The following is a 22,890-nucleotide window of genomic DNA, read 5'->3' as shown; positions in this document are numbered from 1 at the left end:
ACCATGACCACTAACAGGAGCCATTATGAAAATCGCTAAAAACCTCATCTCCGCCGCATTCGTCGCCACCATCGCCATCACCGCTGTCGGTTGCTCGTCGACCAACAGCCAGTCGAGCACCGGCGAATACATCGACGACTCCGTGATCACCACCAAGGTCAAGGCTGCCCTGATCAACGACCCGAACGTGAAAGCACGTGAAGTCAACGTCGAAACCTTCAAGGGCGACGTCCAACTGTCGGGCTTCGTGGCTGATCCACGCGACGCACAGCGCGCCGTTGAGATCGCTCGTGGCGTGAAAGGCGTGACCTCGGTCAAAAACGACATCCGTGTGAAATAATAGACGGATCGCCGGGGCGGCCCGGTTACTTGTTCAGGCAACATCCATGCAGCTAGCTCAATCCGATCCGGCATCGCCGGCCAATTTGCCTGACCCGACCGCCCCGGAAGCGCCATCCCACGGCGCCGACCCGCGCACTTCGTCTTCGGCTTCTGCCGCGTCCGGCCTGGACGTGCATGCCGAGGCGCGCGCGGGAGGCGACGAACTCGCCCTGCACATGGGCGGCCTGCGCGTACCGCTGCACGTCAACGCGCGCGGCCTTTCTCTCGGCATCCTTGCCACCATCGCTTTCGTATTCGCGCTCCAATGGGCGCAAAAATTCTTCGTACCGCTGCTGCTCGGCATCCTGATCGCCTATACCCTTAATCCCGTCGTGCGCTGGCTCGAACGCTGGCACGTACGCCGTATCATCGGCGCCACCCTGGTCACGGCCATCATCGTCGGCGCCATGGCCGGCACCCTGTACCGGCTGCAGGGCGAATTCTTCAACATCATCGACGAACTGCCGACGCTGACCCACAAGATCACGCGCATCCTCACCAACACCAGCGGCCAGCGCTCGACCCTGCAGCAGATGCAGGCCGCCGCCGCCGAGATCGAGCGCGCCGCCAGCAATGTCGGCAGCGACGTACGCAAGGCCGTGCCGCGGCGCCAGAACCTGCCGGCGGCCGAATCGAGCTCGCCGATCCGGGTCATGGACTGGGTGCTGGCCGGCTCGATGGGTCTGGCCACCTTCCTGTCGCAAAGTACGATGGTGGTGTTCCTGGTGTTCTTCCTGCTCCTTGCCGGGGACACCTTCAAGCGCAAGCTGGTCAAGCTGACCGGACCTTCGCTGTCGCGCAAGAAAATCACGGTCCACATCCTGGACGACATCAACACCTCGATCCAGAGCTATATGTTCATGCTGCTGGTGACCAATATCCTGCTGGCGCTGCTGATGTGGGGCGCGCTGCGCGCCATCGGCCTGGAAAATGCCGGCGCCTGGGCCGCGTTCTCCGGCGTGGCGCACCTGATGCCGTATTTCGGCCCGCTGGTGATCACCGCCGCCACCGGCACCGTCGCCTTCCTGCAATTCGAATCGATGAGCATGGTGATGCTGGTGGCCGGTGCCTCGCTGGCGATCGCGACCCTGGTCGGCATGGTGGTCGCCACCTGGATGACCGGCAAGATCGCGCGCATGAATCCGGCCGCTGTGTTTGTCAGCCTGCTGTTCTGGGGCTGGCTGTGGGGCGTGTGGGGCTTGCTGCTGGGTGTGCCGGTGGTGATGGTGCTGAAAGTGGTGGCCGAACGCGTCGAGGGCATGGAAGTTATCGCCGAGTTGCTGGGCGAATGATCTTCCTGCGGCAGTAGTGCCTTCGCAGCGCTGTTCCAGTCGACGCGCTCGCATCCGATCAAAGGTGAGTTCGTTCGCATGTGAAAAAGCGTGGCCGCCGAGGCTAGCCTTGCAACCTTTCACCACTGAACAACGCGCATCGCCAATTCCAGTCGTCACGGCGTAAAAAAAAGGCGCTGTCACCGTTTTGCGTTGAAAACTCCAACAGCCGCTCTGAGCAAGACATCGAGTTTGCCGATGCGCTCTCCATCGAGCGCCCAGCGCCATCCAAGGTAGTTCGGAAGATAGTGCGACGCGACGCCATTGAAGCGGGCCAGCCATTGCCGGAAGCGCCGGTGGTAGCCATTCACGTTCTGCACATGCACGGCGCCATGCATCCGCTTGCCTTGGCGCAGGTTGACCGATTCGTGCGTGATGCAGGCTTCCTTCGCGAAGATCCGGTACGCCGCATGGGCATCCGTGACCAGCAGCACGTCCTGGTCGAGTACGGGCAGCAGATGCTGGTGCAACTGCGCCTTGGTGACGGCCCCGCGCCCCGGGACGAAATCGAATGTGCGACCCTCGCGGTCGCGCGCCACGAGGACGCAGTCGTGCTCTTTCGTAATGCCGCGCTTGCCGGCGACGCCGCCGCGCTTGCGCGCAGGACGATCCAGGCAGCGCGAACCTTTTTGCGATTCGAGCAGGAACAGCTCATCCGCCTCGGCGATGCCGTTCAGGCTGGCCGGGCGGTCGTGCTTGCTGAGGTAAAGAAAGCGGTGGCGCCAGCGAAAGCTGGTGTTGCGATGCACGCCGATGGCATCGGCGGCGCGCCGCACCGGGGTCGAATCGAGCATCTTGCCCAGGTAATCGAGCAATTTGGCACGATGACGAAGCCGGGCCAGGGGCGTGCCGCTCAAGGCCGTAAAAGTCTTGCCGCAGCTACGGCAGCGGTAGCGCTGCAGACCGTGGTCGCGGCCGTGTCGATAGAGGTCCGGCGCGCGGCAATGCACGCAACAGTGCGGCTTCCTGGCACCATCGATCACCGCGCAGACCCGGTCCAGCTCGACGGCCGGACTCAAGATGGCCAGCAATCGTCTGCGCTGCTCCCGGCTCAGTTGCACCAGCTATCCCAGCCACCGTTCGAAGGCCTGCGCTTTCATCGCTCCCCACTGTCGCGTCGATATGGGTCAGACCATCGACTCACTCAGCAGTTCGCAAGATTCAACAGAAAACGGTGACAGCGCCAAAAAAAACCGGGCAGGGCGTCAAGCCCCGGCCCGGTCCGGTGTCATTGCAGACACCTCCAGTGCATCAAGCGTTGCTGGCGCGCGGCTCGACGCCGGTGATTTCCTTCGGTTTGTGGCGCAGGCTACCCATCTTCAGCGCATACTGGCGTGCGAACTCCGCACCCAGGAAGAAGATCTGGGCCGAGTAATATACCCACAGCAGCAGGGCGATCAGCGAACCGGCGGCGCCGAAGCTGTCGGTCGCGCCGCTGTTGCCGATATACAGGCCGATCCCGAATTTGCCCAGCGTGAACATCGCCGCCGTGCCGAGCGCGCCGATGGTAACGTCATGCCACGACAGGCGCACGCGCGGCAGCAGCTTGTAGATCACGCCGAACAGCGTGGCGATGACCAGGAAGCTAAATGCCCAGGCCACCCAGCCCATGATGAACGCGGCTTCCTGCCACATCCCACCAATAAATTTCTCCACCACTCCCAGGGCGGCGCTGACCACCAGCGACACCATCAGCAGGAAACCCAGTCCCAGGATCAGGCCGAACGACAGCAGGCGGGTACGGATCATGCCCCAGATACCGGCGTCGGGCGGGGCCGGGATGCTCCAGATTTCGTCGAGGCTGTCCTTCAGTTCCGAGAACACGGTGGTGGCACCGACGATCAGCAGCACGGTCGCGATCACGGTGGCGAAGAAGCCCGATTCCTTGTTCTGGGCGCCGGCCAGGATCGTCTGGATGGTCTGGGCGCCTTGCTCGCCGACCAGGCCGCGCAATTCGTTCAGTAATTGCCCCTGGGCGGCTTCAGTGCCATAAAAGAAACCGGCCACAGCGATGACCAGCACCAGGATCGGCGCCATCGAGAACAGGGTATAGAACGCCAGTGCGGCGCCCTTGCTGGAGCCCCGATGTTCGATCCATTCGAGCACCGAGCACTTCAGCACCGAGATGATCTGGCGTGAGTAAGGGAACCATTTCTTGACTGCCATTAACCCATCCTCCCATTGAAAAAGGGGGCCGAAGCCCCCTCGATTGCAGCGCGGCGGCCGTAGCAATACGGCCGCACCGACGCGTCAGGTATTACTGCTGGACCGGGACTTCGACCACGATCTGGTCGACTTCCACGCGACGGTTCGGTTCCAGGCAAGCGATCAGCTCAGCACGCTTCTTCTGGTTGCACTCGACCACCGGGTTGGCTTCGCCCTTGCCGATAGCGCGCAGACGGTTGCCGTCGATGCCCTTGCCGACCAGGTATTCACGTACGGCCTGAGCGCGACGCTCCGACAGCTTCTGGTTGTAGCTTTCCGAACCCAGACGGTCGGTATAGCCGGTGATTTCGACGTTGGTCACCGAGGTGTCGGCTTGCAGGGCAGCTGCGATTTCGTCCAGCTTCGGTGCCGGGGTGATCACTTCAGCCTTGTCGAAGGCGAACATCTTGGTCGCTTCCAGGGTCACTTTCTGGAAGCGTGGCTGCGGTGCTGGCGGCGGAGCGACTGGTTCCGGAGCCGGTGCCGGAGCTGGTGCTTCGACGATCGGTGCCGGTGCCGGCGGTGCTGGCGGCGGGTTGAACGCGTAGTTCAGGCCGACGGTCAGCATCTTGTTGTTGCTGCGCTTGAAGCCGAACAGTTCGTCGTCACGCAGGAAGCCGCGCACGGTGCGCAGGTCGGCTTGCAGCGACCATTGCGGGGTCAGGCTGGCCTGGAAACCGATACCGACGGTAGCGTATGGCGAGTTTTTCTCGACGTTGCGGATTGGGTTGTTGACCTTGTCGCGTTCTGCGCCGATACCGAACAGCACGAACGGACGGAAGCGATCGCGGCTCAGCATCAGCAGAGCATCCACGCCCAGCAGGGTCTGGCGATACTCGTTACGACCTTGCTCGAAGCGGGTCTGGCTGGCGCCAACCTGGATATCCCAGTTCTGGTGCACGGCTTTACCGAACTTCAGGCCGCCGCCCGTGTCGCGATCGTCCACACCAAAGTCGGCGTCCGGCTTCACGTGGTTAACGCTTGGCTGGATGTACCACGATGGGTTGATCTCTTGGGCGAGGGTGGCGCCGGATGCGCACAGCAGTGCAGCAGCCAGAGCGATCTTCTTCGTATTATTCACAGGTAACTCCCGTAGGTTAAAGTTGATGACAACGCATACGTCAGCAGCGATGTTGGATAAAGAATAACAGTGCAAGTTCCATAATCTCGGTGCGGTAGCGCACCCAACGAAACGGCATGTGTGATTTTACAACAGTGCTGAAAAATCCACGTTTCCTTAGTGAAACGAACTGTAACTGGATTGTCATGTTACGTATGTGGCAAAACTCACATAACGCGTCATCTTCCTGTCATCGTGGAAATTATTGTCATGCGTCTGTAAATCGCGGGCTGTCGTATCGTGCGCCGAGTATTCCAACGGCCATGTAGGATAATGCTTACTTGCAGCATATCTCCGCGCTTCCACCATATATAACGGCCCTTCCGGGGCGCTTGCAGGCATCTTAAAAAATGCTTGCAGGAATCTTGTTGAATGTTGGATGGCGCACAGACCACGTTGTTTGATGCGGTCAAGATTGAGCCTAGTTAAACGGAACCGAGATGTTGTCAGGGTGTCATACGACACACAGCGACCCGGACCACACAGTCTCACTCTAAATCTTGGAGCTCACCAATATGCATGCAACGACTCAGCACAACGCGGTATCTGGCGAAACCGGCGCAGTGCACACTTCCAGCAATTCGGCACTGATCGAGCGCGTCCCACCGCAACCGACCGAGCGCGCCCCGATCTCACTGGCACCGATCGAGCGTGTGCGTTCGACCTCGGCCACCCAGCGCCGTATCGAAAACATGCAAAAGCTGATCAACGAGCTCTCGAACCACGAAATGCTGGCCGACGAGATCGCCTGGTTCCTCAAGTTCTCGCCGTCGGGCGCCCGCAAGTACATCCGCGACCTGCGCGAAGCCGGCGTGATCGAACTGGCACGCTACATCGAGGGCACCGCCACTTACCTGGGCAAGGCCGTGTACCAGATCTCGCCTGATCCTGAGCGCGTCAAGGCCTTCCTGGCAGCGATCTGCCAGCCGAAGCGCGAAGGCGCCGCCCCACGCAAGGAACGTCCAGGCCTGCGCGAGCAGAACATGGCCGGCAGCGGTCGTCACTTCCACATCCTGGCCGATGACACCCATTACGCCATCCGCGTGAACCGCAGCCCGGTGGCGCGCGACCCGCTGGTCGCCGCACTGTTCGGACCGGCCCCGGGCCAGACCGCCAAGTAATGCTTTCCAGTAGCGCGCCTTAGTAGCGCGCCCCGGTCAGGCCGCGGTAGAGACCCGTGGCAGGGCTGGTCAGACGATCGCTGTCGTCATTTACGCCGCGCCTTGAGCGCGGCTTTGTTTTTTTGCTCTCCGATAGTTTTCGCTCATGCGCATTGCATGGCCGTCCCGGCCGCTCGACTATTTCGACCGGGCGTGTTGAAATCCGGTCAATAATCCACACCTTCCTGCCATCGTGCCGGCCTGCCGGCTTCTACCAACGCAAGGAGTGACGATGTTACCGAGTGCCGAATCGCTGGAAGGCAAACCTGTTCCCAACGTGACCTTCAAGGCCCGCCCTGACGACCAGTGGCGTGACCTGCGCACCGACGAATTGTTCAAGAACAGGACCGTGGTCGTGTTCTCGCTGCCCGGCGCCTTCACCCCGACCTGTTCCTCTACCCACCTGCCGCGCTACAACGAACTGGCGCCGGTGCTGCGTTCGCACGGTGTCGATGAGGTGTTCTGTATCTCGGTCAACGACGCCTTCGTCATGAACCAGTGGAAAGCCGGCCAGGATGCCGCCAACATCACCGTCATCCCGGATGGCAACGGCGACTTCACCGAAGGCATGGGCATGCTGGTCGACAAGCGCGAGCTTGGCTTCGGACGCCGCTCCTGGCGCTATTCGATGCTGGTACGCGACGGCATCATCGAGAAAATCTTCATCGAACCCGAACGCGAAGGCGATCCGTTCGAAGTGTCCGATGCCGACACCATGCTGGCCTACCTGGCGCCCGACGCCGAGGTGCCGGAACCGGTGGTCATGTTCTCGCGCCCCGGCTGCCCGCACTGCGCGCGCGCCAAGAAAGCGCTGCGCGAACACGACATTCATTTCACCGACATCCCGGAAGACGGCCGCATCAATACCATCGTGCTGCGCGGCGTGACCGGACGCATGACCTGGCCCCAGGTCTTCGTCGGCGGCGAGCTGATCGGCGGAGCGGACGAAGTCCAGGACTGGCTCGCCGAACGCAGCGCCGGCCAGGGCATCTGATGGAAGCTTTGCTGTTCGGCCTGCTTGGTGCGGGCCTGCTGGGGGCCTGGCTGGTGCCGAAGTGGCGCCTGCGCCGGGCACTGGCGCGGCCGCTGGCGCCGGAGCATGTGCGCATTCTCGAGCGCAATGTCGCCCAATACAGCGGCATGGCGGACGGCGAACGCGCACGCCTGCAGCGCATGGTGCAGCGCTTCCTGCATGAAAAGAAATTTGTCGGCTGCGCCGGCCTCGACATCACCGACGAAATGCGGGTGACGATCGCGGCCCAGGCTTGCCTGCTGCTGCTGGGCCGGGTCGGCGAAGACGGCAAGGGGGCGCTGTATCCGACCCTGGACATGGTGCTGGTGTACCCGGGCGCCTTCCTGGTGCCGCGGCGCCAGCTCGACGCCTCCGGCGTGGTGACCGAAGAGCGCCAAGATCTGCTGGGCGAATCCTGGGGCGACGGGCGCGTGATCCTGTCGTGGGAGCACGTGCGCCGCGCCGGCAGCGCGGGCGGTCCGAATCACAACGTGGTGCTGCACGAATTCGCCCACCAGCTCGACAGCGAGTCCGGCAATACCAATGGCGCGCCGTATCTCGGCAGCAGCGAGCGCTACCGCAGCTGGTCCGAAGTGCTGTCGCGCGACTATGCCGACCTGCGCCGTGACGCGATGTGGGGCCTGCACGGCGTGCTCGACCATTATGGTGCCACCAATCCGGCCGAATTCTTCGCCGTGGCCACCGAAAGCTTCTTCGAGCAGCCGCATCAGCTGGCGGCCAGGCATCCTGAACTGTACGGCGAATTCCTCAAGTATTACCGGGTCGATCCGCGTCAATGGCAGAGTGTTCCGGAGGCGCCGGTACTGGAACCGTACAGCGGCGGCATGGTCTACGGACAGTGGCGCTAAATGGGGGAGACAGCAGGGGCCGGGCGACCCGACCGCTGTTACGGCTGAGCTGGCGGCAGACGGCGTGCGGCGGCGTACAGAGCGCTCGGCCGGGCAGGCGCATGCTTGAGCTACCAAATCAGGAGGATTCGCTATGTCCACCATCATCGCAGGACGTTTCCAGCTTCAGGACGAGGTCGACCGCGCACGCACTGCGCTGGTCGAGGCCGGATTTGATGTCGACCGCATCAGCGGCTTTTACCTGACCCAGCCGGGCCAGCACGACATGACACCGATCGGTGGCGACCACATCCAGTCGCCGGGCGCCAAGGAAGCGCCCGAAGGCGTGATGCAGGGCGTGGCCACCGGCGGCGCGGTCGGCGCCGCGGTGGGCGCAGCCACCATCCCCGTCACCGGCCCGCTGGGCCCGGTCGTCGGCGGCCTGGTTGGCGGCCACGTCGGATCGCTGTTCAGCTTTTCCAAGATGAAGGACCGGGGCGAGCCGGAAGAGGGCGGCGAGAATGCCGTGCCGCCGCGTCCGGCAGGGATGCTGGTGGCGGTCGCCTTTGACGATGTCCAGCGTGAACAAGATGCGATTGCCACCCTGCGCAGCGTCGGCGCCCATCATATCGAACGCGCCCAAGGCAATATCGTCGACGGCGACTGGGCCGATTTCGATCCCAGTAGCCGTCCCGACGTGATTGCCTGAGCTACCAAAAGGCGTTGATCCTCATCAATAGCCCGTATTGATCGTTTCCCTAAACTCGGATGATCGGGGCGCGCCATCGCGTGCACCGGTCATCAGACAGGGGGGAGCGAGACATGAACGACAAACGGGTGGCCCTGATCACGGGCGCGATGGGCGGGCTGGGCACGGCGCTATGCCGGCGCCTGCATGCGGATGGATTCACGGTGGTTGCCACGCATTCGCCGGGCAACGCCACGCGCGAAAGCTGGCTGGCGGCGCGGCGCGACGAAGGCATCGTGGTGCGCGCGTGCGAGCTGGACGTGTCGAACGGCACTGCCTGCGACGCTGTGGTGCGGCGGCTGCTGGAAGAGGTCGGCGTCATTGACGTGCTGGTCAACAATGCCGGCATCACGCGCGACCGCAGCCTGCGCAAGATGAGCGCCGAAGACTGGCATGCCGTGCTCGGGACCAATCTGGACAGCGTGTTCAATATGACCCGCCCGGTGCTGGAGCCGATGGTCGGGCGCGGCTGGGGCCGCATCATCAATATCTCGTCGGTCAATGGCCAGCAAGGCGCTTTCGGGCAGTGCAATTACGCTGCCGCAAAGGCCGGCATGCATGGCTTCACCAAGTCGCTGGCGCTCGAGGTGGCGCGCCACGGGGTGACGGTGAATACGGTCTCGCCCGGCTACCTGGACACCAGCATGGTGCGCCACATGCCGCAGGACGTGCTGCGCGACCGTATCCTGCCGCAGATTCCGGTCGGCCGGCTGGGCCAGCCGGAAGAAGTGGCGGGACTGGTTGCCTTCCTGGCGTCGGATGCGGGGGCGTATGTGACCGGGGCGAATATCGCGATCAATGGCGGTCAGCACATGTCTTGATGGCGTGCGACAGAGGTTGGCAGCGATAGCGGGTGGATGACGTGGCTTCATGTCTGCCCGTTCGCGAGGCCGGGTACGTATCTCCGATGTCTGGCGCGTGTGGATCAGGCGACTGCTGTCGGTGGCGTCGGCGACAGCACCTGCAGCGCGTCGTTGTGCAGCCGGATCTTGTCCAGCGCCAGCACCACGCCTGCCGGCTGGCCCGCCATCGCGGCGCCGGCCAGCGACAGCAGGCCGCCGACCAGTCCGGTCGCCTCGCCGATCACGCCGATGCGGCGGATCTTGCGCGCGGCATCCTTGGTCAGCCCGATCAGCTTGCTTTGCGGCTGTCCCAGGTCGCGGATGACGAAGGCGGCCGCGTCGGCGTACAGGCTGTTGGCGCGCTGGCGCAGCATCATCTCGTCGTCGAGCAGGGCGCGCATGGCGTCCTGGACGTGATCCGGTACGGTGCGGCCGCCTTGGCTGCGGATCTCGGCCATGATGCGTTCGTGCAGGTGGTCGGCGAATGTCGACAATTCGTCGGCGAGTTCGATCACCTGCGGCATGCCGGACAGGGCCTGGTCCTGCGGGTTGGTGGGTGCAGGGGATGGCGCGAAGATCTCGGCGGGCGGCATTGCTGCCGCGTCGGGAACGGCGTCGCTTTGCGTGTCGCGCGTGGCAGTGGTCTCGGCAGGCGCTTGCTCGGGCTTGGTCATGATCGCTCTCCTCAATCGCCGCTCAGGTTTTCGCGGATGATGCGCACGTCGCGGCCATAGGTTCGCAGCATGCGGCGCACGTCCTCGTTCTGCAGCTTGTTCAGGTTTTCGCGCATCTTCTGGTGCCCGAGCGCGACCTTGGTCAGACCCTGCAGCGCCAGTTCATAACGGCGGTCGATCAGCTTGTATTCGGTGGACTTGTTCAGGTAATGGACCTTGGCCAGGGTCACCAGCATGCGGTCCGCATTGCGGTTCGAGAACGGGATTTCGACATCGAAGATGCCGAGCACCGTCTTCTTTTCATTCTCGTTGGTCTTGTAATAGAGCCGGGTGAGCGAGATCATGGCCTCGAGCAGCACCTGCACGTTGGGATCGCCATCGCGCACCATGGTTTCGACGCTGCGGTTCTGGTAGCCGGACGCGATCACGCGCGTCAGCAGCCGGCTCATGCCGGTGTACGCCGCAATATGGCGCTGCTGCAAGCCCGAATCGGTATTCGCCTTCAGCCCATTGCCCAGGTCATCGATTCGTTCGGACAGGTCGTAGCGGGCATCGCCGGCCAGCAGGCTGAGGGTCTGCATGTACAGCACCAGCGTCTTCTGGATCGCGACGAAATCGTCATAGACGGCGCGCCGGCGCGCATCGTTTTCGCGCGCCAGGCGTTCGGCGGCCGGCGACAAATACGGCTGCTCGCGCTCGAAGGTATCGCGATAGCGGCGCGACAATTCCGAATAGCCACCCAGCCGCGCCGAGGCATCCGCGAACTCGCGCACCTCCTGCAAACTGACCGGCCCCTGCGAAGCACATCCGGCCAGAGCAACGCTGACCAGCAACACCAAGCGACAAGCAATCCGATGCAGCATCGTGGAACCTCCCAGGGCGCGCGGCAGGGCGGCCCGAAAAGTCCCATTCTTTCAAATCGATGCTGCGTCGATCTTGCTCATCATCAATCACGCGACCTTGGCACGGTCGAAGTGTGGGTTCTCGATCACACCGAACAGATTGCCATCGGGATCGCGCACGACGGCGGTACGGATGCCGCCGCCGACGTCTTCCACCGGCATCTCGACCTCGGCGCCGAGTTCGACCAGGCGCGTCAGTTCGGCCTCGACATCGGCAGTCCCCCAATACGCCGTCGCGCCCGCACTGCCGGGCTGCCCATCCGGTATCAGCCCCAGCTCGAAGCCGCCGACCTCGAAGCCGACATAGAACGGCTGATCAAAATAGGGGGCCACGCCCAATACCCGCTGGTACCACGCCTTGGCCGCCGCCAGCTCAGCCACCGGATAAATCACCGTCCGCAAACCTTGAATCATGACCGCTCCTCACGAGTAAATCACCATCCTGCCGCACCCATCGCATAACGTCCACCTCTCAAAACAATGAGGGTCAGAGTCGAATTATCGGGCAACTTCAAAAGTTGTCAAACAATTCGACTCTGACCCTAATTATTTTGAAAGAGCCTCACAGCATCGGCGGCTCAAACAATGTCGTCGGGTAAGTGGAATACGAAATATTGGCCAACAATTTGACTCTGACCCTCATTATTTTTGATCTTCAACCGGGTGTTTTATGAACCGATTGCAGGGAGTTCTTGGGCAGCTATTGCTGAGCAGAAGAAAATACCAAATCGTCAGCGAATCGATAAAGCTGAAGCAAGAAAATAAATAGGGTCAGAGTCGAATTGTTTGACAACTTTTAAAGTTGCCATTTAATTCGACTCTGACCCTAATTATTGGGTTTGAGCCACCGAGAAATTGATACGAAGGTCAGGGCCGATATCGGGAAGATGTGACAATCTTTCCCAATAATTCGACTCTGACCCTAATTATCGATCCAGGTGGTTGCGCGGATCAGCGGTCGCGGCTGGGGCGGGCGGCGGATTGCGGGCGCGGGGCGTTGCGCTTGGCGGCGCCTGCGCCGGGGCCGTTCCCTGGGGTGCGCGGTTTGTTGTTGCCGTTGCCGTGGCCGCGGCCGCCGCCTGGACGGCCGCCGCGGTTGGCGTGGCCCGGGGCGCCGCTGCGCAGCTGGATCGGTTGCGGCTTGGCGTTCAGGTCCGGCTCGAAGCCGGGGATGACCTGGCGCGGCAGCGTTTGCTTGATCAGCTTCTCGATGTCTTTCAGCATCTGGTGCTCGTCGACGCAGACCAGCGACACGGCTTCACCCGTCGCGCCGGCGCGGCCGGTGCGGCCGATGCGGTGCACGTAGTCTTCCGGCACGTTCGGCAGGTCGTAGTTCACCACGTGCGGCAGCTGGTCGATGTCGATACCGCGCGCTGCGATGTCGGTTGCCACCAGCACTTGCAGGCTGCCGTCCTTGAACTCGGCCAGCGCCTTGGTACGCGCCGACTGGCTCTTGTTGCCGTGGATCGCCATCGCGCCGATGCCGTCCTTGCCCAGCTGCTCGACCAGCTTGTTGGCGCCGTGCTTGGTGCGGGTGAAGACCAGCACCTGGTGCCAGTTGTTTTCCTTGATCAGGTGCGACAGCATCGGGTGCTTCTTGTCGCGGTCGACCGGGTGGATCTTTTGCGCGATCACTTCCACGGTCGAATTGCGGCGCGCCACTTCGATCGATTGCGGGTTGTCCAGCAGGCGGTCGGCCAGGGCCTTGATCTCGTCCGAGAAGGTGGCCGAGAACAGCAGGTTCTGGCGCTTCGGCGGCAGCAGCGCCAGCACTTTACGGATGTCGTGGATGAAGCCCATGTCCAGCATGCGGTCGGCTTCGTCCAGGATCAGGATCTCGATCTTCGACAGGTCGACGGTGCCCTGCGCCGCGTGGTCCAGCAGGCGGCCAGGGGTGGCGACCAGGATGTCGACGCCGTGCTTGAGCAGCTTGATCTGCGGGTTGATGCCGACGCCGCCGAAGATCACGGCCGAATTCAGGTTGGTGTACTTGCCGTACAGGCGCACGCTTTCCTCGACCTGGGCTGCCAGCTCGCGGGTCGGGGTCAGCACCAGAGCACGGATCGCGCGCGGGGTGGTCTTGTTGCGCTGCGCTGCGCCGACGGCGTCGGTCGACAGGCGGTGCAGGATCGGCAGCGTGAAGCCGGCGGTCTTGCCGGTGCCGGTCTGGGCGCCGGCCAGCAAGTCGCCGCCGTTCAGCACGGCGGGGATCGCCTGGCTCTGGATCGGGGTCGGCGCGGTATAACCTTGTTCGGAGACCGCGCGGACGATCGCGTCGGACAAGCCAAGGGTGGAGAATGACATAGAATTTTTTCAGTAAAAAGCGGCCCGTCGCCACAGTGGCGCCAGTCCTGGGAATCGGGTTGGTCGATACAGGCGCGCGGTTCGACGCAATGCGACGATGACCGCGGCGCCCCGACGCTGCCGCAGGGCGGTCAGCAGGGATTATAGTGAACTAGGTTTCACTATGGAAAGTATTTTTGACGGTACTTAGCGCATGACAAGGCGACAATCGGTTACAGCTCGCGCCATGCTCCATGTGCAAATGCCTGCCAGCGCAGGCATTCCCACAATTGTGACATGCACCGCGACAGTATTTTACGCGAAAGGCGCCAGCAGCGGGACCAGTGCGCCGAATACCTTCGGGCCGGCGGCGATCACGTCACCCTTGTTCAGGTACTCGGATTCGCCGTTGAACTCGCCGACGATACCGCCCGCTTCGGTCACCAGGAGGGCGCCGGCAGCGATGTCCCAGGTCTTCAGGCCTTTTTCGAAGTAGCCGTCGATGCGGCCGGCGGCGACGTTGGCCAGTTCCAGCGCGGCCGAACCGCCACTACGCACGCCGTGGCTGCGCGAGGCGACCACTTCGTACATGCGCAGGTATTCCGCCAGCGCGCGCGGATCCGGACCGTGGCCCGACGACAGCAGGGCGCGGCCGATGCGTTCGGTCGAGCGCACGCGGATGCGCTTGTCGTTCAGGTAGGCGCCGGCGCCCTTGGTGGCGGTGAACAGGTCGTTGCGGACCGGGTCGTAGACCAGGCCGTTGGTGATCACGCCGCGCTGCTTGAGGGCGATCGAGATGCAATAGTTAGGGTAGCCGTGCAGGAAGTTGGTGGTGCCATCGATCGGGTCGATGATCCACACGTTTTCGCTTTCGTCGTTCAGGTTGCCGGAGGCGCCGCTTTCTTCGGCCAGGATCGCGTGATCCGGATAGGCTTTCAGCAGCGTTTCGACGATCGCCTGCTCCGCCGCCTGGTCGACGTCGGTGACGAAATCGTTGTGTTGCTTCTCGGAGACAACGATCCGGTCGATGTCGAAGGACGCACGGTTGATGACGGTGGCGGCGCGGCGGGCGGCCTTGATGGCCGTGTTGAGCATTGGGTGCATGAGCTAATCCGTGAAAAACGCGAACGCCCACCAACGCCCGAAGCGCCGTGAACGGTCAGCTGATAGAAGAGTGATAAAAGAGCAAAGCGGTGCTGAACCCGTTACAATCGCGATTTTTCCGCTCTTGTCAACGCTGTTCGCACCGCGCGATGGCGCTATTGTAAATGATCCCGACCGCAACCGTCACTTCTCCCGACATTTCTTTATTCAGGCGCCTGCGCTTCGTGCTGGTTGAAACCAGCCGCGCCGGCAATGTCGGATCGGTGGCGCGCGCCATGAAAACCATGGGGTTCAGCGAGCTGGTGCTGGTGGCGCCGAAATGCGAAGATCCCCTGAACGATCCGGAAGCGGTGGCCTTCGCCAGCGGCGCCATCGACGTGCTGCGCAATGCGCGCATCGTGTCCGACATCCAGAGTGCGCTGGACGGCTGCAACTTCGCCGCCGCGGTCTCGGCGCGCCTGCGCGAATTCTCGCCGCCGGTGTGGACCCCGCGCGCCTTTTCCGCCCATGCCGCCGGCCAGGCTACCCTGATGCCGGCGGTGGTGTTCGGCAACGAGCGGGTCGGCTTGCCGAACCATATCGTCGAAGCCTGCAATGTCCTGATCAATATCCCGGCCAATCCCGATTACTCGTCACTGAACCTGTCGCAGGCAGCCCAGGTGCTGGCCTATGAAGCGCGCCTGGCCGCGCTCGGCGACGGCATCGATGCCGGCGCGGTGGGTTTCCATGGCGACGCCGCCAGCGTGACCCAGATCGACGGCATGTACGAGCACCTCGAGCAGGCCCTGGTGGCGGTCGGCTTCCTGAATGCCGACAACCCGAAGAAGCTGATGCCGCGCCTGAAGCGCCTGTTCGCGCGCACCGGGCTGGAAACCGAAGAGGTAAATATCCTGCGCGGCATCGCGCGTGCTATTCTCGGCCGCACGCCGCCTCGCGACTGAGAAGCCCCTTTTAATTCCCCGACCATGAGCTCGCGCCAACTCCTTCAACTGATCCTGCTGGTGCAGGCGCTGTTCGCCGCCGGCATCGCCCTGGCGGCAGTGCAATGGCTCGACGCCGCCCCCTGGCAGGGCATCCTGCTCGGCCTTGCCGCCGTGGTGCTGGTGCGGCTGGGGATCAACGCCAACAACTTCCTGCTCAGTGCGCGCGTGGCCAGTCCGACGCCGCCGGCGTTCCGGCTCGGCGTGTCCGGACAACTGCGCATGATGGCGGAAGAATTTATATCCAGCATGCGCCTGACCTCGTGGCAGGTGCCGCGCGCCCGCCCGCACACCCGCATCTATCCGGATGCGGCGCTGCCACCCGTGTTGCTGCTGCATGGCTACGGTTGCAACAGCGGTTACTGGGCGCACTTGGTGCCGCTGCTGGACGCGGCCCGCATCAGCCACGCGACGCTCGACCTGGAACCGCTCACCGGCGACATCGACGGCTACGCGGCGCAGATCGAACAGGGCGTGCAGGCGCTGTGCGCCCAGGCCGTCGCCGCGCAGGCCGCGATCGTCGCCCACAGCATGGGCGGCGTGGCGGCGCGCGCCTGGATGCGCGCCTTCGGCAGCGCGCGCCTGGCGCGCCTGATCACGCTCGGCTCGCCGCACCACGGCACCTGCTTGGCCGCCTTCGGGGTCGGCCTGAACGCCGCCCAGATGGGGCGCGCAAGCCCGGACGGCCCGGCCTGCGACTGGCTGCGCGCACTCGACGCCAGCGAGGACGCGAGCAAGCGCGCCTTGATCACCTCGATCTATACCCACCACGACAACATCGTTTCGCCCCAGACCACCGGCGAACTGGCAGGCGCACGCAACCTGGCACTGGGCGGCGTCGGCCACGTGGCGCTGGGCAGCAACCGGCGCGCGCTGGCGGCGGTGATGGCCGAACTCGACGGACTGCGGCAGAGCCAATCGGCACACCGCGACGAGCTCGCCGCCGCACTGCATAGCACGGCCGTGGCATCCGGCCATCACCCGCGCTAGAGAGCAGCCCCGAGGCGGCGCCGGGCGTGGTAAAGTGACATCAACGTCGCATTCCCGGAGCGCAACCGTGGCCCGTATCCTGATCATCGAAGACAATCCCGCGAACATCGAACTGATGTCGTTCCTGCTCGGCGCCTATGGCCACACGCCGCTGAGCGCAGCCGACGGCGCACGCGGCGTGGCGGCCGCACGCAGCGAGCTGCCCGACCTGATCGCCTGCGACGTCAACCTGCCCGGCATGGACGGCTTCCAGGTGCTGGCCGCGCTCAAGCAAGAGCCGGCACTGGCCGGCGTGCCGATCCTGGCCGTCACCGCGCTGGCGATGGCGGGCGACCGCGAGAAGGTGCTGGCGGCCGGCTTCGACGGCTACATCAGCAAGCCGATCGAGCCGGAAAGCTTCGTCGCCGAGCTGGAAGCCTTCCTGGCCGGGACGCCCGGGGCCGCCGCTTCGGCCAGCCCGGCGCCGGCCGCGGCACCGGAGCCGGTCACGCCGCCGGCCGCGGCAATTGCCCCCGCGATCAATGCCCCCGACACCGGCCCAGGCACCGTCGCCCTGGAGCGTCCCACGCTGCTGCTGGTCGACGACGACCGCTTCATGCTGGGCGTGCTGAACGACATGCTGACGAATGAACCCTACCGCGTACTGAGCGCCCAGTCGGGCGAGGAAGCGCTGGCGCTGCTCGCCGCCGAGCCGGTCGACGTGATCCTGTGCGACCAGGCCATGCCCGGCATGCGCGGCACCGAAGTGCTGGCCGAAGCGGCGCGCCGCTATCCGAAGACGGTGCGCCTGATGCTGTCCGGCCAGCCCGACCTGAGCGAGATCGAAGCCGCGATCGCGGCCGGCGTGGCCGACGGCCACTACATCAAGCCGGTCGGCGCGGCGCTGCTGCGCGAGCGCCTGGGCGCGGCCTTCCGCCTGCACAGCGAGCGCGCAGCCGCCTGAGCGGGCATGCGCGGTCCAAAGCGGCGGACGCACGAAGGGCGCGGAAAGGTCGATTAGAACGACCGTTCGATGTTATCCTTGCAGCAATTGCACTTTAACCTCGTCCTTCATGCAACAAAAAGCTCCGCGCCGCACCCGTGAACGCATCCTTGAGCTCTCGCTCAGGCTGTTCAACGAATTCGGCGAGCCCAACATCACGACGACCGTCATCGCCGAGGAGATGAATATCTCGCCCGGCAATCTGTACTACCATTTCCGCAACAAGGACGACATCGTCAATTCGATCTTCGTCCAGTTCGAGGCGGAGATCGAGCGCATCCTGACGGTGCCGGCCGGACGCCGTTCGAACATGGAAGACGTGTGGCTGTACCTGCACCACATGTTCAAGCTGATCTGGCGCTACCGCTTCTTCTACCGCGACCTGAACGACCTGCTGTCGCGCAACCGCAAGCTGGAACTGCACTTCAAGGCGATCCACGCCCACAAGATCAAGGTCGCGCGCCAGCTGTGCGAAGACCTGCGCAGCGAAGGTTCACTGGAAGCGTCGGACCAGCAGATCGGCGCCATGGCGACCAATATGGTGGTGGTGGCGACCTACTGGCTGTCGTTCGAATACGTGCGCAATCCGCGCAAGTACAGTGAGCAGCAGGCCATCGCCGACGCGCTGGCGCGCGGCTGCTACCAGGTGCTGTCGATGGTCGGCCCCTACCTGCGCGGCGAAACGCGGGTGCTGTTCGAAAAGCTGTCCGACGACTACCTCGAAAAACTCTCGGCCGACGCCCGTCCCGGCGCCGACTTCCTGTGACTTCCTGTTCAGACCGACCAATGAAAACGCTTGCCGTCTACTGTGGCGCCGCCTCCGGCGCCGATCCCGTCTACGCCGACGCCGCACGCGCGCTGGCGCGCGCCCTGGTCGAACACAATATCGGCCTGGTCTACGGCGGCGGCAAGGTCGGCCTGATGGGCGTGATCGCCGACGAAGTGCTGCGCCTGGGCGGCGAAGCCACCGGCGTGATCCCGCGCGCGCTGGTCGAACGCGAAGTCGGCCACGCCGGCCTGACGCGCCTGTTCGTGGTGAAGGACATGCACGAGCGCAAAGCCATGATGTCCGACCTGTCGGAAGGCTTCATCGCCATGCCGGGCGGGATGGGGACGCTGGAAGAACTGTTCGAGATGGTGACCTGGGCCCAGCTCGGCATCCACGCCAAGCCGATCGGGCTGCTCAACGTGAACGGCTTCTGGGATGGTCTGCGCGCCTTCGTGCGGCACCAGTGCGCGCAGGGCTTCGTGCGGCCCGAGCACGAGGGCCTGATGATGGCCGAGAGCGATCCGGATGCCCTGATCCGTAGGCTGCGCGCGGCATCGCCGGCGGCCGCGGTGCAGGCGGCGGTGGAAGCCGACGCCGCGGCGAAGGGCCTGCGCGGCTGAGCCGGAACAGTCCGCCGGCTTTACGCCATCTCGATCCGGTCGCGTCCCGCCGCCTTGGCCCGGTACAGGGCCTTGTCGGCCCGGCTGATCGCTTCGGTGAACGGTTCGCCCGTTCGCCGCTCGGCCAGCCCGGCCGAGAAACTGATGCGCCGTTCCGGATCGAGCCCTTCGATGCGCAGCGCGTGCACGCGCTCGAGCATGCGCTCCAGCACCTGGCGCGCGTCCGGCGGCGCCGCTTCCGGCAGCAGCAGCAGGAATTCCTCGCCGCCCCAGCGCGCCAGCGTGTCGCGTGCGCGCAGGGCGCCGCGCGCGGCGGCGGCGAATTCGCGCAGCACCGCGTCGCCCAGCGCGTGGCCGTGCTGGTCGTTCACCTGCTTAAAGAAGTCGATGTCGAGCAGGGCCACGCAGCTGCCGCTGCCGGCGCCGTTCTTCTGCGGCTGGCGCCGTTCCTCGGCCTGCAGCACCTCGTTCATGTGGCGCCGGTTGGCCAGCGCGGTCAGTTCGTCGACCGTGGCCAGGGTGCGGATGGTCTCCAGCGCCTGGGTCAGTTCCAGCGTCTTGTGCTTCATGCGCCGGCGCAGCTTGGTCATCTCACCGGTCAGCACCGCCGTCGACAGCAGCGCCGCCGCCAGGTAGCCGAAGGTCAGCGCCTCGACCTCGGGCGGGAAGCGCTGTGGGTCGCCCGCCTGCAGGCGCCACATGGTGCCGCCCAGGCCGAGCAGGGCGGCGGTGGCCAGCAGCAGGGTCTGGCGCGGCTGCAGGGCGAAGGCGCAGAAGGCGATGATCACCACCGTCATGGTCAGCAGCGCGGCGCGCATCGGGCCGGCGATCGCGTACGCCGCCATGCCGCAGCCGATCGCGAACAGCGACTGCAGCACCGCCAGCCCCTCGGGCGCGAGGCGCAGCCTGCCGGAAAAACGGATCAGGACATAGAAGCACAGGGTGCCGCCGGCGGCGACGCCGGCCAGCAGCGTGGCCGGCGCGGCCGGCGAATGGCCCCATGCCACCTGGCACGCCAGCAGGGCGATGCCGGCCAGGTACAGCAGGGCGGTGGCAGCCCAGTAATGCAGCATGCGGCGCAGCGCCGGCTCGGCGCCGAACAGCGCCTCCGCCGTCACGGAGGCGGGCGAGTCGCCGGCCGGTGCGGAAAAGCGTCGCACCGGCATCACGCGGCACGTTCCTGCGCAGTGTCGGCTGTGTCAGGCGCCAGCATGCGCGCGATCTCGTGCGCAGCCACCGGACGGCTGAACAGGTAGCCCTGCATCTCGTCGCAGTCGTTGGCGCGCAGGAAGTCGCGCTGCTGCTCGGTCTCGACGCCCTCGGCGATCACGCGCAAATTGAGCTTGTGGCCGAGCGAGATCACCGCGGCGGCAATGGCCTGGTCGTCGGCGCTGTGGGCCAGGTCGGCCACGAACGACTTGTCGATCTTCAGGCGGCTGATCGGGAACGATTTCAGCGCCGACAGGCTCGAGTAACCGGTGCCGAAGTCGTCGACCGAGAGCGACATGCCCATCGCCTCCAGCTCGCGCATGGTTTCGACCGAGCGCCCGAGGTCGCGCATGATCAGGCTTTCGGTGACCTCGATCTCCAGGCCGTCCGGCGGCAGGCCGCTGTCGCGCAGGGCGCCGGCGATGCGCTCAACCAGGCGCTTTTCTTCGAACTGGCGCGCCGAGACGTTCACCGACACCGTCAGCGGCGCCAGGCCGGCGCGGCGCCATTCCATGCTCTGGCGGCAGGCGGTGCGCACCACCCATTCGCCGATCGGCACGATCAGGCCGCTCTCTTCGGCCAGGCCGATGAAGCGCAGCGGCGACACCATGCCCTGGTCCGGATGGTGCCAGCGGATCAGCGCTTCCAGCCCGAACAGGCGGCCGCTTCTCAGGTCGACCTTGGGCTGGTACAGCAGCTCGAACTGGCAGGCGCCGGGGAAGCCCTCGGCGCAACTGTCGATCGCGGCGCGCAGGCCTTCGAGCAGCATCAGCTTTTCTTCCACGCTGGCGTCCATCTCGCTGGCGTACAGCTGGACGTTGTTGGAGCCCAGTTCCTTGGCACGGTACATCGCCATGTCGGCGTGCATCATGAGGGCGTCGGCATCGCTGCCGTCGCGCGGATAGAAGGTGACGCCGATGCTGGCGGTGACCTGCACTTCCTGGTCCTCGACCAGCACCGGCTCGGCCACCGCTTCGCGCACCCGTTCCAGCAGCGGCAACACGCTTGCACCCAGTGCCGCGCCGTCGTCCGCCAGGTCGGGCAGCAGGATCACGAATTCGTCGCCGCCGAAGCGCGCCAGGGTTTCGCCCGGACCGAGGCAGCGGCGCATGCGCGCGCCGACCACCTTCAGCAGTTCGTCGCCGGCATTGTGGCCCAGGCCGTCGTTGACCAGCTTGAAGCCGTCCAGGTCGATGAAGGCCAGCGCCAGCGCGCTTGCATCGCGCGCGGCCTCGACGATGGCGGCATCGAGCCGCTCGCGCAGCAGGCTGCGGTTGGGCAGGCCGGTCAGGTCGTCGTGGTGGGCCAGGTGGCGGATGCGCTCTTCGGCCAGCTTGCGCTCGGTGATGTCGCGCACGATGACGACCACGCCGCCTTCCACCGCCACCGCCTGGCGGTGCAGCCAGCGCTGTTCGCCGGGCAGGGCGCGGGTCAGCCATTCGGCTTCGCGTGCCACGCCGTCGTGCGCCACCGCGGCCAGGTCGGCGAAGATGGCCGATCCCAGGTCTGCCGGCAGCATGGTCGACATCGGTTGTCCCGTCATGTGGGCGCGCGTGAGGCCGGTGAGCTGCTCGGCGCGGCTGTTGACGGCGGCGACGCTGAAATCCACCACGCGCCGCTGGGCGCCGAACACGCTGCGCAGCACGAAGAAGGCGTCCGGGCTGGCCTCGGAAGCGGCGGCGTAGGTTTCCTGCGCCATCCGTTCGCGCCGGCGCGCCTTGGCCAGCTGCCACGACCAGGCGCTGACCAGGATCACCACCGCCACCAGCAGCGCGCTGCCGGCACCCGCGCCCAGCAGCCAGGCACGGCGCTGCTGGCGGTAGTCGGCCATCTGTTCGGCTTCGGACAGGCCGGCCACGGCCACCAGCGGGAAGCCGTTCAGCGGCCGGCTGCTGAGGTAGCGCGGTTCGGCGTCGAAGGCGCGTCCCAGCGCCACCCGGTCGGCGGCGCGCGGCGCGTAGCGCTGGCCCCACGACACCCGTTCGCCGATACGCAGCGCGCGCACCACGCCGTCAAGGCCGGCCAGGCCGAGCAGCCCCAGGTCGCCCTGGCGCGAGCGCTCGTAGGAACTGGTGAAATAGGCCGGGTCGATTGCCACCACGGCGACCCCGGCGAAGTGGCCGGCGGCGTCGTTGATGCGGCGCGAGAAATGCAGATGCGGCTCTTCGTTGCGGGCGTGGAAACCGGTGTGGCCGACGAAGGGCTGGTCGCCATTGGTGCGGCGGTGGTATTCGAAATAATCGGCGCCGCTCAGGTTGCGCGTGTCGCTGGCCGGGTTGCTGGCCACCACGCGTCCACCGCTGTCGGCGATCTCGACCTGGAACACCAGGCCCGGCGGCAGCAGGCCCTTGGCAGCCAGCGTCGGCAGGGCGCCGGTGGGACCGTCCTGCTCGACCGCGTATTTCAGCACGCGCAGGGTCTGGTCGATGTTGCTCAGGCTGCGTGCCATCTGCGCTTCGTAGGTGTCGAGCAGTTCGCGCGTGGCGTCGTGCGCGGCCTTGCCGGCGCCCTGCCGCTCGGCTTCCAGCGCGTGCAGGGTACCGCCCCAGATCGCGCCCAGCAGCACCAGCGCGAACAGCGGCAGCGCGATGTGGGTTTCCAGCGCCAGCACCAGCCAGCGCATCGGCGCACTGCGCCGCGCCGGCGGCCCCGGTGGTACGGACGGCGCCATGCCGGCGCCGATCCTGACGGCGCCGGGCGTGGCCGGCTCGGCGAGCGCCTTCATTTTTT

Annotated in this window: 22 protein-coding genes; 12 read left to right on the top strand and 10 right to left on the bottom strand. The window is 65.1% G+C overall.

Features of this window, described 5'->3' with window-relative positions; translation table 11 throughout:
* Positions 1–25 precede the first annotated feature (25 nt).
* Positions 26–340: a BON domain-containing protein gene (locus tag RTQ83_RS00855; RefSeq protein WP_312510637.1), complete on the top strand. Its 315-nt coding sequence runs from the start codon at positions 26–28 to the stop codon at positions 338–340.
* Positions 341–386: 46 nt separating this feature from the next.
* Entirely contained in the window at positions 387–1,673 is a 1,287-nt protein-coding gene (locus RTQ83_RS00850) for an AI-2E family transporter (RefSeq protein WP_312510636.1), read from the top strand.
* Positions 1,674–1,852: 179 nt separating this feature from the next.
* Here RTQ83_RS00850 and RTQ83_RS00845 read toward each other — a convergent pair whose 3' ends face one another.
* The 3 genes from RTQ83_RS00845 to RTQ83_RS00835 form a co-directional block, all read right to left on the bottom strand.
* Positions 1,853–2,776: an IS1595 family transposase gene (locus RTQ83_RS00845; protein ID WP_312510870.1), complete on the bottom strand. Its 924-nt coding sequence runs from the start codon at positions 2,774–2,776 to the stop codon at positions 1,853–1,855.
* A gap of 187 nt (positions 2,777–2,963) precedes the next feature.
* Positions 2,964–3,878, bottom strand: coding sequence for a YihY/virulence factor BrkB family protein (locus tag RTQ83_RS00840; protein ID WP_312510635.1), 915 nt, complete (start codon positions 3,876–3,878; stop codon positions 2,964–2,966).
* A 91-nt stretch (positions 3,879–3,969) separates the two neighbouring features.
* Positions 3,970–4,998: an OmpA family protein gene (locus tag RTQ83_RS00835; RefSeq protein ID WP_312510634.1), complete on the bottom strand. Its 1,029-nt coding sequence runs from the start codon at positions 4,996–4,998 to the stop codon at positions 3,970–3,972.
* Between the two features lie 554 nt (positions 4,999–5,552).
* Between RTQ83_RS00835 and RTQ83_RS00830 the strand changes: the two genes are divergently transcribed.
* From RTQ83_RS00830 to phbB, 5 genes are all read left to right on the top strand, one after another.
* The gene (locus tag RTQ83_RS00830; protein WP_312510633.1) at positions 5,553–6,158 is read left to right on the top strand and encodes a winged helix-turn-helix domain-containing protein; all 606 of its coding nucleotides are present in this window, start codon (positions 5,553–5,555) and stop codon (positions 6,156–6,158) included.
* Between the two features lie 271 nt (positions 6,159–6,429).
* Entirely contained in the window at positions 6,430–7,191 is a 762-nt protein-coding gene (locus RTQ83_RS00825; RefSeq protein ID WP_312510631.1) for a glutathione peroxidase, read from the top strand.
* Entirely contained in the window at positions 7,191–8,078 is an 888-nt protein-coding gene (locus tag RTQ83_RS00820; RefSeq protein ID WP_312510629.1) for a zinc-dependent peptidase, read from the top strand. Before RTQ83_RS00825 ends, RTQ83_RS00820 begins: the two co-directional genes overlap by 1 nt.
* Before the next feature lie 133 nt (positions 8,079–8,211).
* Complete coding sequence (locus tag RTQ83_RS00815) at positions 8,212–8,766, top strand: hypothetical protein (RefSeq protein WP_312510628.1); 555 nt, start codon at positions 8,212–8,214, stop codon at positions 8,764–8,766.
* Positions 8,767–8,879: 113 nt separating this feature from the next.
* Entirely contained in the window at positions 8,880–9,626 is a 747-nt protein-coding gene (gene phbB, locus RTQ83_RS00810) for an acetoacetyl-CoA reductase (protein WP_312510626.1), read from the top strand.
* 104 nt (positions 9,627–9,730) lie between these two features.
* Here the strand turns inward: phbB and RTQ83_RS00805 are convergent, their stop codons facing one another.
* The 5 genes from RTQ83_RS00805 to RTQ83_RS00785 all read right to left on the bottom strand — a co-directional run bounded on the left by RTQ83_RS00805 (position 9,731) and on the right by RTQ83_RS00785 (position 14,601).
* A complete protein-coding gene (locus RTQ83_RS00805) occupies positions 9,731–10,321 on the bottom strand; it encodes a hypothetical protein (protein ID WP_312510624.1) in 591 nt (196 codons plus the stop codon).
* Positions 10,322–10,332: 11 nt separating this feature from the next.
* The gene (locus RTQ83_RS00800) at positions 10,333–11,157 is read right to left on the bottom strand and encodes a hypothetical protein (protein ID WP_312510869.1); all 825 of its coding nucleotides are present in this window, start codon (positions 11,155–11,157) and stop codon (positions 10,333–10,335) included.
* Positions 11,158–11,271: 114 nt separating this feature from the next.
* Entirely contained in the window at positions 11,272–11,637 is a 366-nt protein-coding gene (locus RTQ83_RS00795) for a VOC family protein (RefSeq protein WP_312510623.1), read from the bottom strand.
* A 537-nt stretch (positions 11,638–12,174) separates the two neighbouring features.
* On the bottom strand, positions 12,175–13,527 hold the full coding sequence (locus tag RTQ83_RS00790; RefSeq protein ID WP_312510622.1) for a DEAD/DEAH box helicase: 1,353 nt from the start codon (positions 13,525–13,527) through the stop codon (positions 12,175–12,177).
* Positions 13,528–13,821: 294 nt separating this feature from the next.
* Entirely contained in the window at positions 13,822–14,601 is a 780-nt protein-coding gene (locus RTQ83_RS00785; protein WP_312510868.1) for an inositol monophosphatase family protein, read from the bottom strand.
* 173 nt (positions 14,602–14,774) lie between these two features.
* Between RTQ83_RS00785 and RTQ83_RS00780 the strand changes: the two genes are divergently transcribed.
* From RTQ83_RS00780 to RTQ83_RS00760, 5 genes are all read left to right on the top strand, one after another.
* Positions 14,775–15,551: an RNA methyltransferase gene (locus RTQ83_RS00780; RefSeq protein WP_312510620.1), complete on the top strand. Its 777-nt coding sequence runs from the start codon at positions 14,775–14,777 to the stop codon at positions 15,549–15,551.
* Positions 15,552–15,575: 24 nt separating this feature from the next.
* Positions 15,576–16,580, top strand: coding sequence for a hypothetical protein (locus RTQ83_RS00775; RefSeq protein WP_312510619.1), 1,005 nt, complete (start codon positions 15,576–15,578; stop codon positions 16,578–16,580).
* 67 nt (positions 16,581–16,647) lie between these two features.
* Positions 16,648–17,523 (top strand): response regulator, encoded by an 876-nt coding sequence (locus RTQ83_RS00770; RefSeq protein ID WP_312510617.1) that lies wholly within the window; start codon positions 16,648–16,650, stop codon positions 17,521–17,523.
* Between the two features lie 109 nt (positions 17,524–17,632).
* Positions 17,633–18,328 carry a TetR/AcrR family transcriptional regulator gene (locus RTQ83_RS00765; RefSeq protein ID WP_312510615.1) on the top strand — a complete coding sequence of 232 codons (696 nt, stop codon included), beginning with the start codon at positions 17,633–17,635 and terminating at the stop codon, positions 18,326–18,328.
* Positions 18,329–18,348: 20 nt separating this feature from the next.
* Entirely contained in the window at positions 18,349–18,951 is a 603-nt protein-coding gene (locus RTQ83_RS00760; protein ID WP_312510614.1) for a TIGR00730 family Rossman fold protein, read from the top strand.
* A 20-nt stretch (positions 18,952–18,971) separates the two neighbouring features.
* On the opposite strand, the gene RTQ83_RS00755 is transcribed toward RTQ83_RS00760, so the two are convergent.
* On the bottom strand, positions 18,972–20,117 hold the full coding sequence (locus tag RTQ83_RS00755) for a diguanylate cyclase domain-containing protein (RefSeq protein ID WP_312510867.1): 1,146 nt from the start codon (positions 20,115–20,117) through the stop codon (positions 18,972–18,974).
* On the bottom strand, positions 20,117–22,885 hold the full coding sequence (locus RTQ83_RS00750; RefSeq protein ID WP_312510613.1) for an EAL domain-containing protein: 2,769 nt from the start codon (positions 22,883–22,885) through the stop codon (positions 20,117–20,119). The genes RTQ83_RS00755 and RTQ83_RS00750 overlap by 1 nt, the downstream gene beginning before the upstream one ends.
* Between the last annotated feature and the right edge of the window lie 5 nt (positions 22,886–22,890).

Origin of the sequence: Massilia sp., assembly GCF_031995545.1 — a bacterium.
Taxonomy (GTDB): domain Bacteria; phylum Pseudomonadota; class Gammaproteobacteria; order Burkholderiales; family Burkholderiaceae_D; genus Telluria.
Note: the sequence above shows the minus strand (reverse complement) of the source record. Positions and strands in the feature narration are given on the sequence as shown.

Bases quoted from the DNA above. Each gene is read 5' to 3' on its own strand.
- RTQ83_RS00855 (WP_312510637.1), top strand. From the start codon at position 26: ATGAAAATCGCTAAAAACCTCATCTCCGCCGCATTCGTCGCCACCATC.
- RTQ83_RS00850 (WP_312510636.1), top strand. From the start codon at position 387: ATGCAGCTAGCTCAATCCGATCCGGCATCGCCGGCCAATTTGCCTGAC.
- RTQ83_RS00840 (WP_312510635.1), bottom strand. From the start codon at position 3,878: ATGGCAGTCAAGAAATGGTTCCCTTACTCACGCCAGATCATCTCGGTG.
- RTQ83_RS00830 (WP_312510633.1), top strand. From the start codon at position 5,553: ATGCATGCAACGACTCAGCACAACGCGGTATCTGGCGAAACCGGCGCA.
- RTQ83_RS00825 (WP_312510631.1), top strand. From the start codon at position 6,430: ATGTTACCGAGTGCCGAATCGCTGGAAGGCAAACCTGTTCCCAACGTG.
- RTQ83_RS00820 (WP_312510629.1), top strand. From the start codon at position 7,191: ATGGAAGCTTTGCTGTTCGGCCTGCTTGGTGCGGGCCTGCTGGGGGCC.
- RTQ83_RS00815 (WP_312510628.1), top strand. From the start codon at position 8,212: ATGTCCACCATCATCGCAGGACGTTTCCAGCTTCAGGACGAGGTCGAC.
- phbB (WP_312510626.1), top strand. From the start codon at position 8,880: ATGAACGACAAACGGGTGGCCCTGATCACGGGCGCGATGGGCGGGCTG.
- RTQ83_RS00805 (WP_312510624.1), bottom strand. From the start codon at position 10,321: ATGACCAAGCCCGAGCAAGCGCCTGCCGAGACCACTGCCACGCGCGAC.
- RTQ83_RS00795 (WP_312510623.1), bottom strand. From the start codon at position 11,637: ATGATTCAAGGTTTGCGGACGGTGATTTATCCGGTGGCTGAGCTGGCG.
- RTQ83_RS00790 (WP_312510622.1), bottom strand. From the start codon at position 13,527: ATGTCATTCTCCACCCTTGGCTTGTCCGACGCGATCGTCCGCGCGGTC.
- RTQ83_RS00785 (WP_312510868.1), bottom strand. From the start codon at position 14,601: ATGCTCAACACGGCCATCAAGGCCGCCCGCCGCGCCGCCACCGTCATC.
- RTQ83_RS00780 (WP_312510620.1), top strand. From the start codon at position 14,775: ATGATCCCGACCGCAACCGTCACTTCTCCCGACATTTCTTTATTCAGG.
- RTQ83_RS00775 (WP_312510619.1), top strand. From the start codon at position 15,576: ATGAGCTCGCGCCAACTCCTTCAACTGATCCTGCTGGTGCAGGCGCTG.
- RTQ83_RS00765 (WP_312510615.1), top strand. From the start codon at position 17,633: ATGCAACAAAAAGCTCCGCGCCGCACCCGTGAACGCATCCTTGAGCTC.
- RTQ83_RS00760 (WP_312510614.1), top strand. From the start codon at position 18,349: ATGAAAACGCTTGCCGTCTACTGTGGCGCCGCCTCCGGCGCCGATCCC.
- RTQ83_RS00755 (WP_312510867.1), bottom strand. From the start codon at position 20,117: ATGCCGGTGCGACGCTTTTCCGCACCGGCCGGCGACTCGCCCGCCTCC.
- RTQ83_RS00750 (WP_312510613.1), bottom strand. From the start codon at position 22,885: ATGAAGGCGCTCGCCGAGCCGGCCACGCCCGGCGCCGTCAGGATCGGC.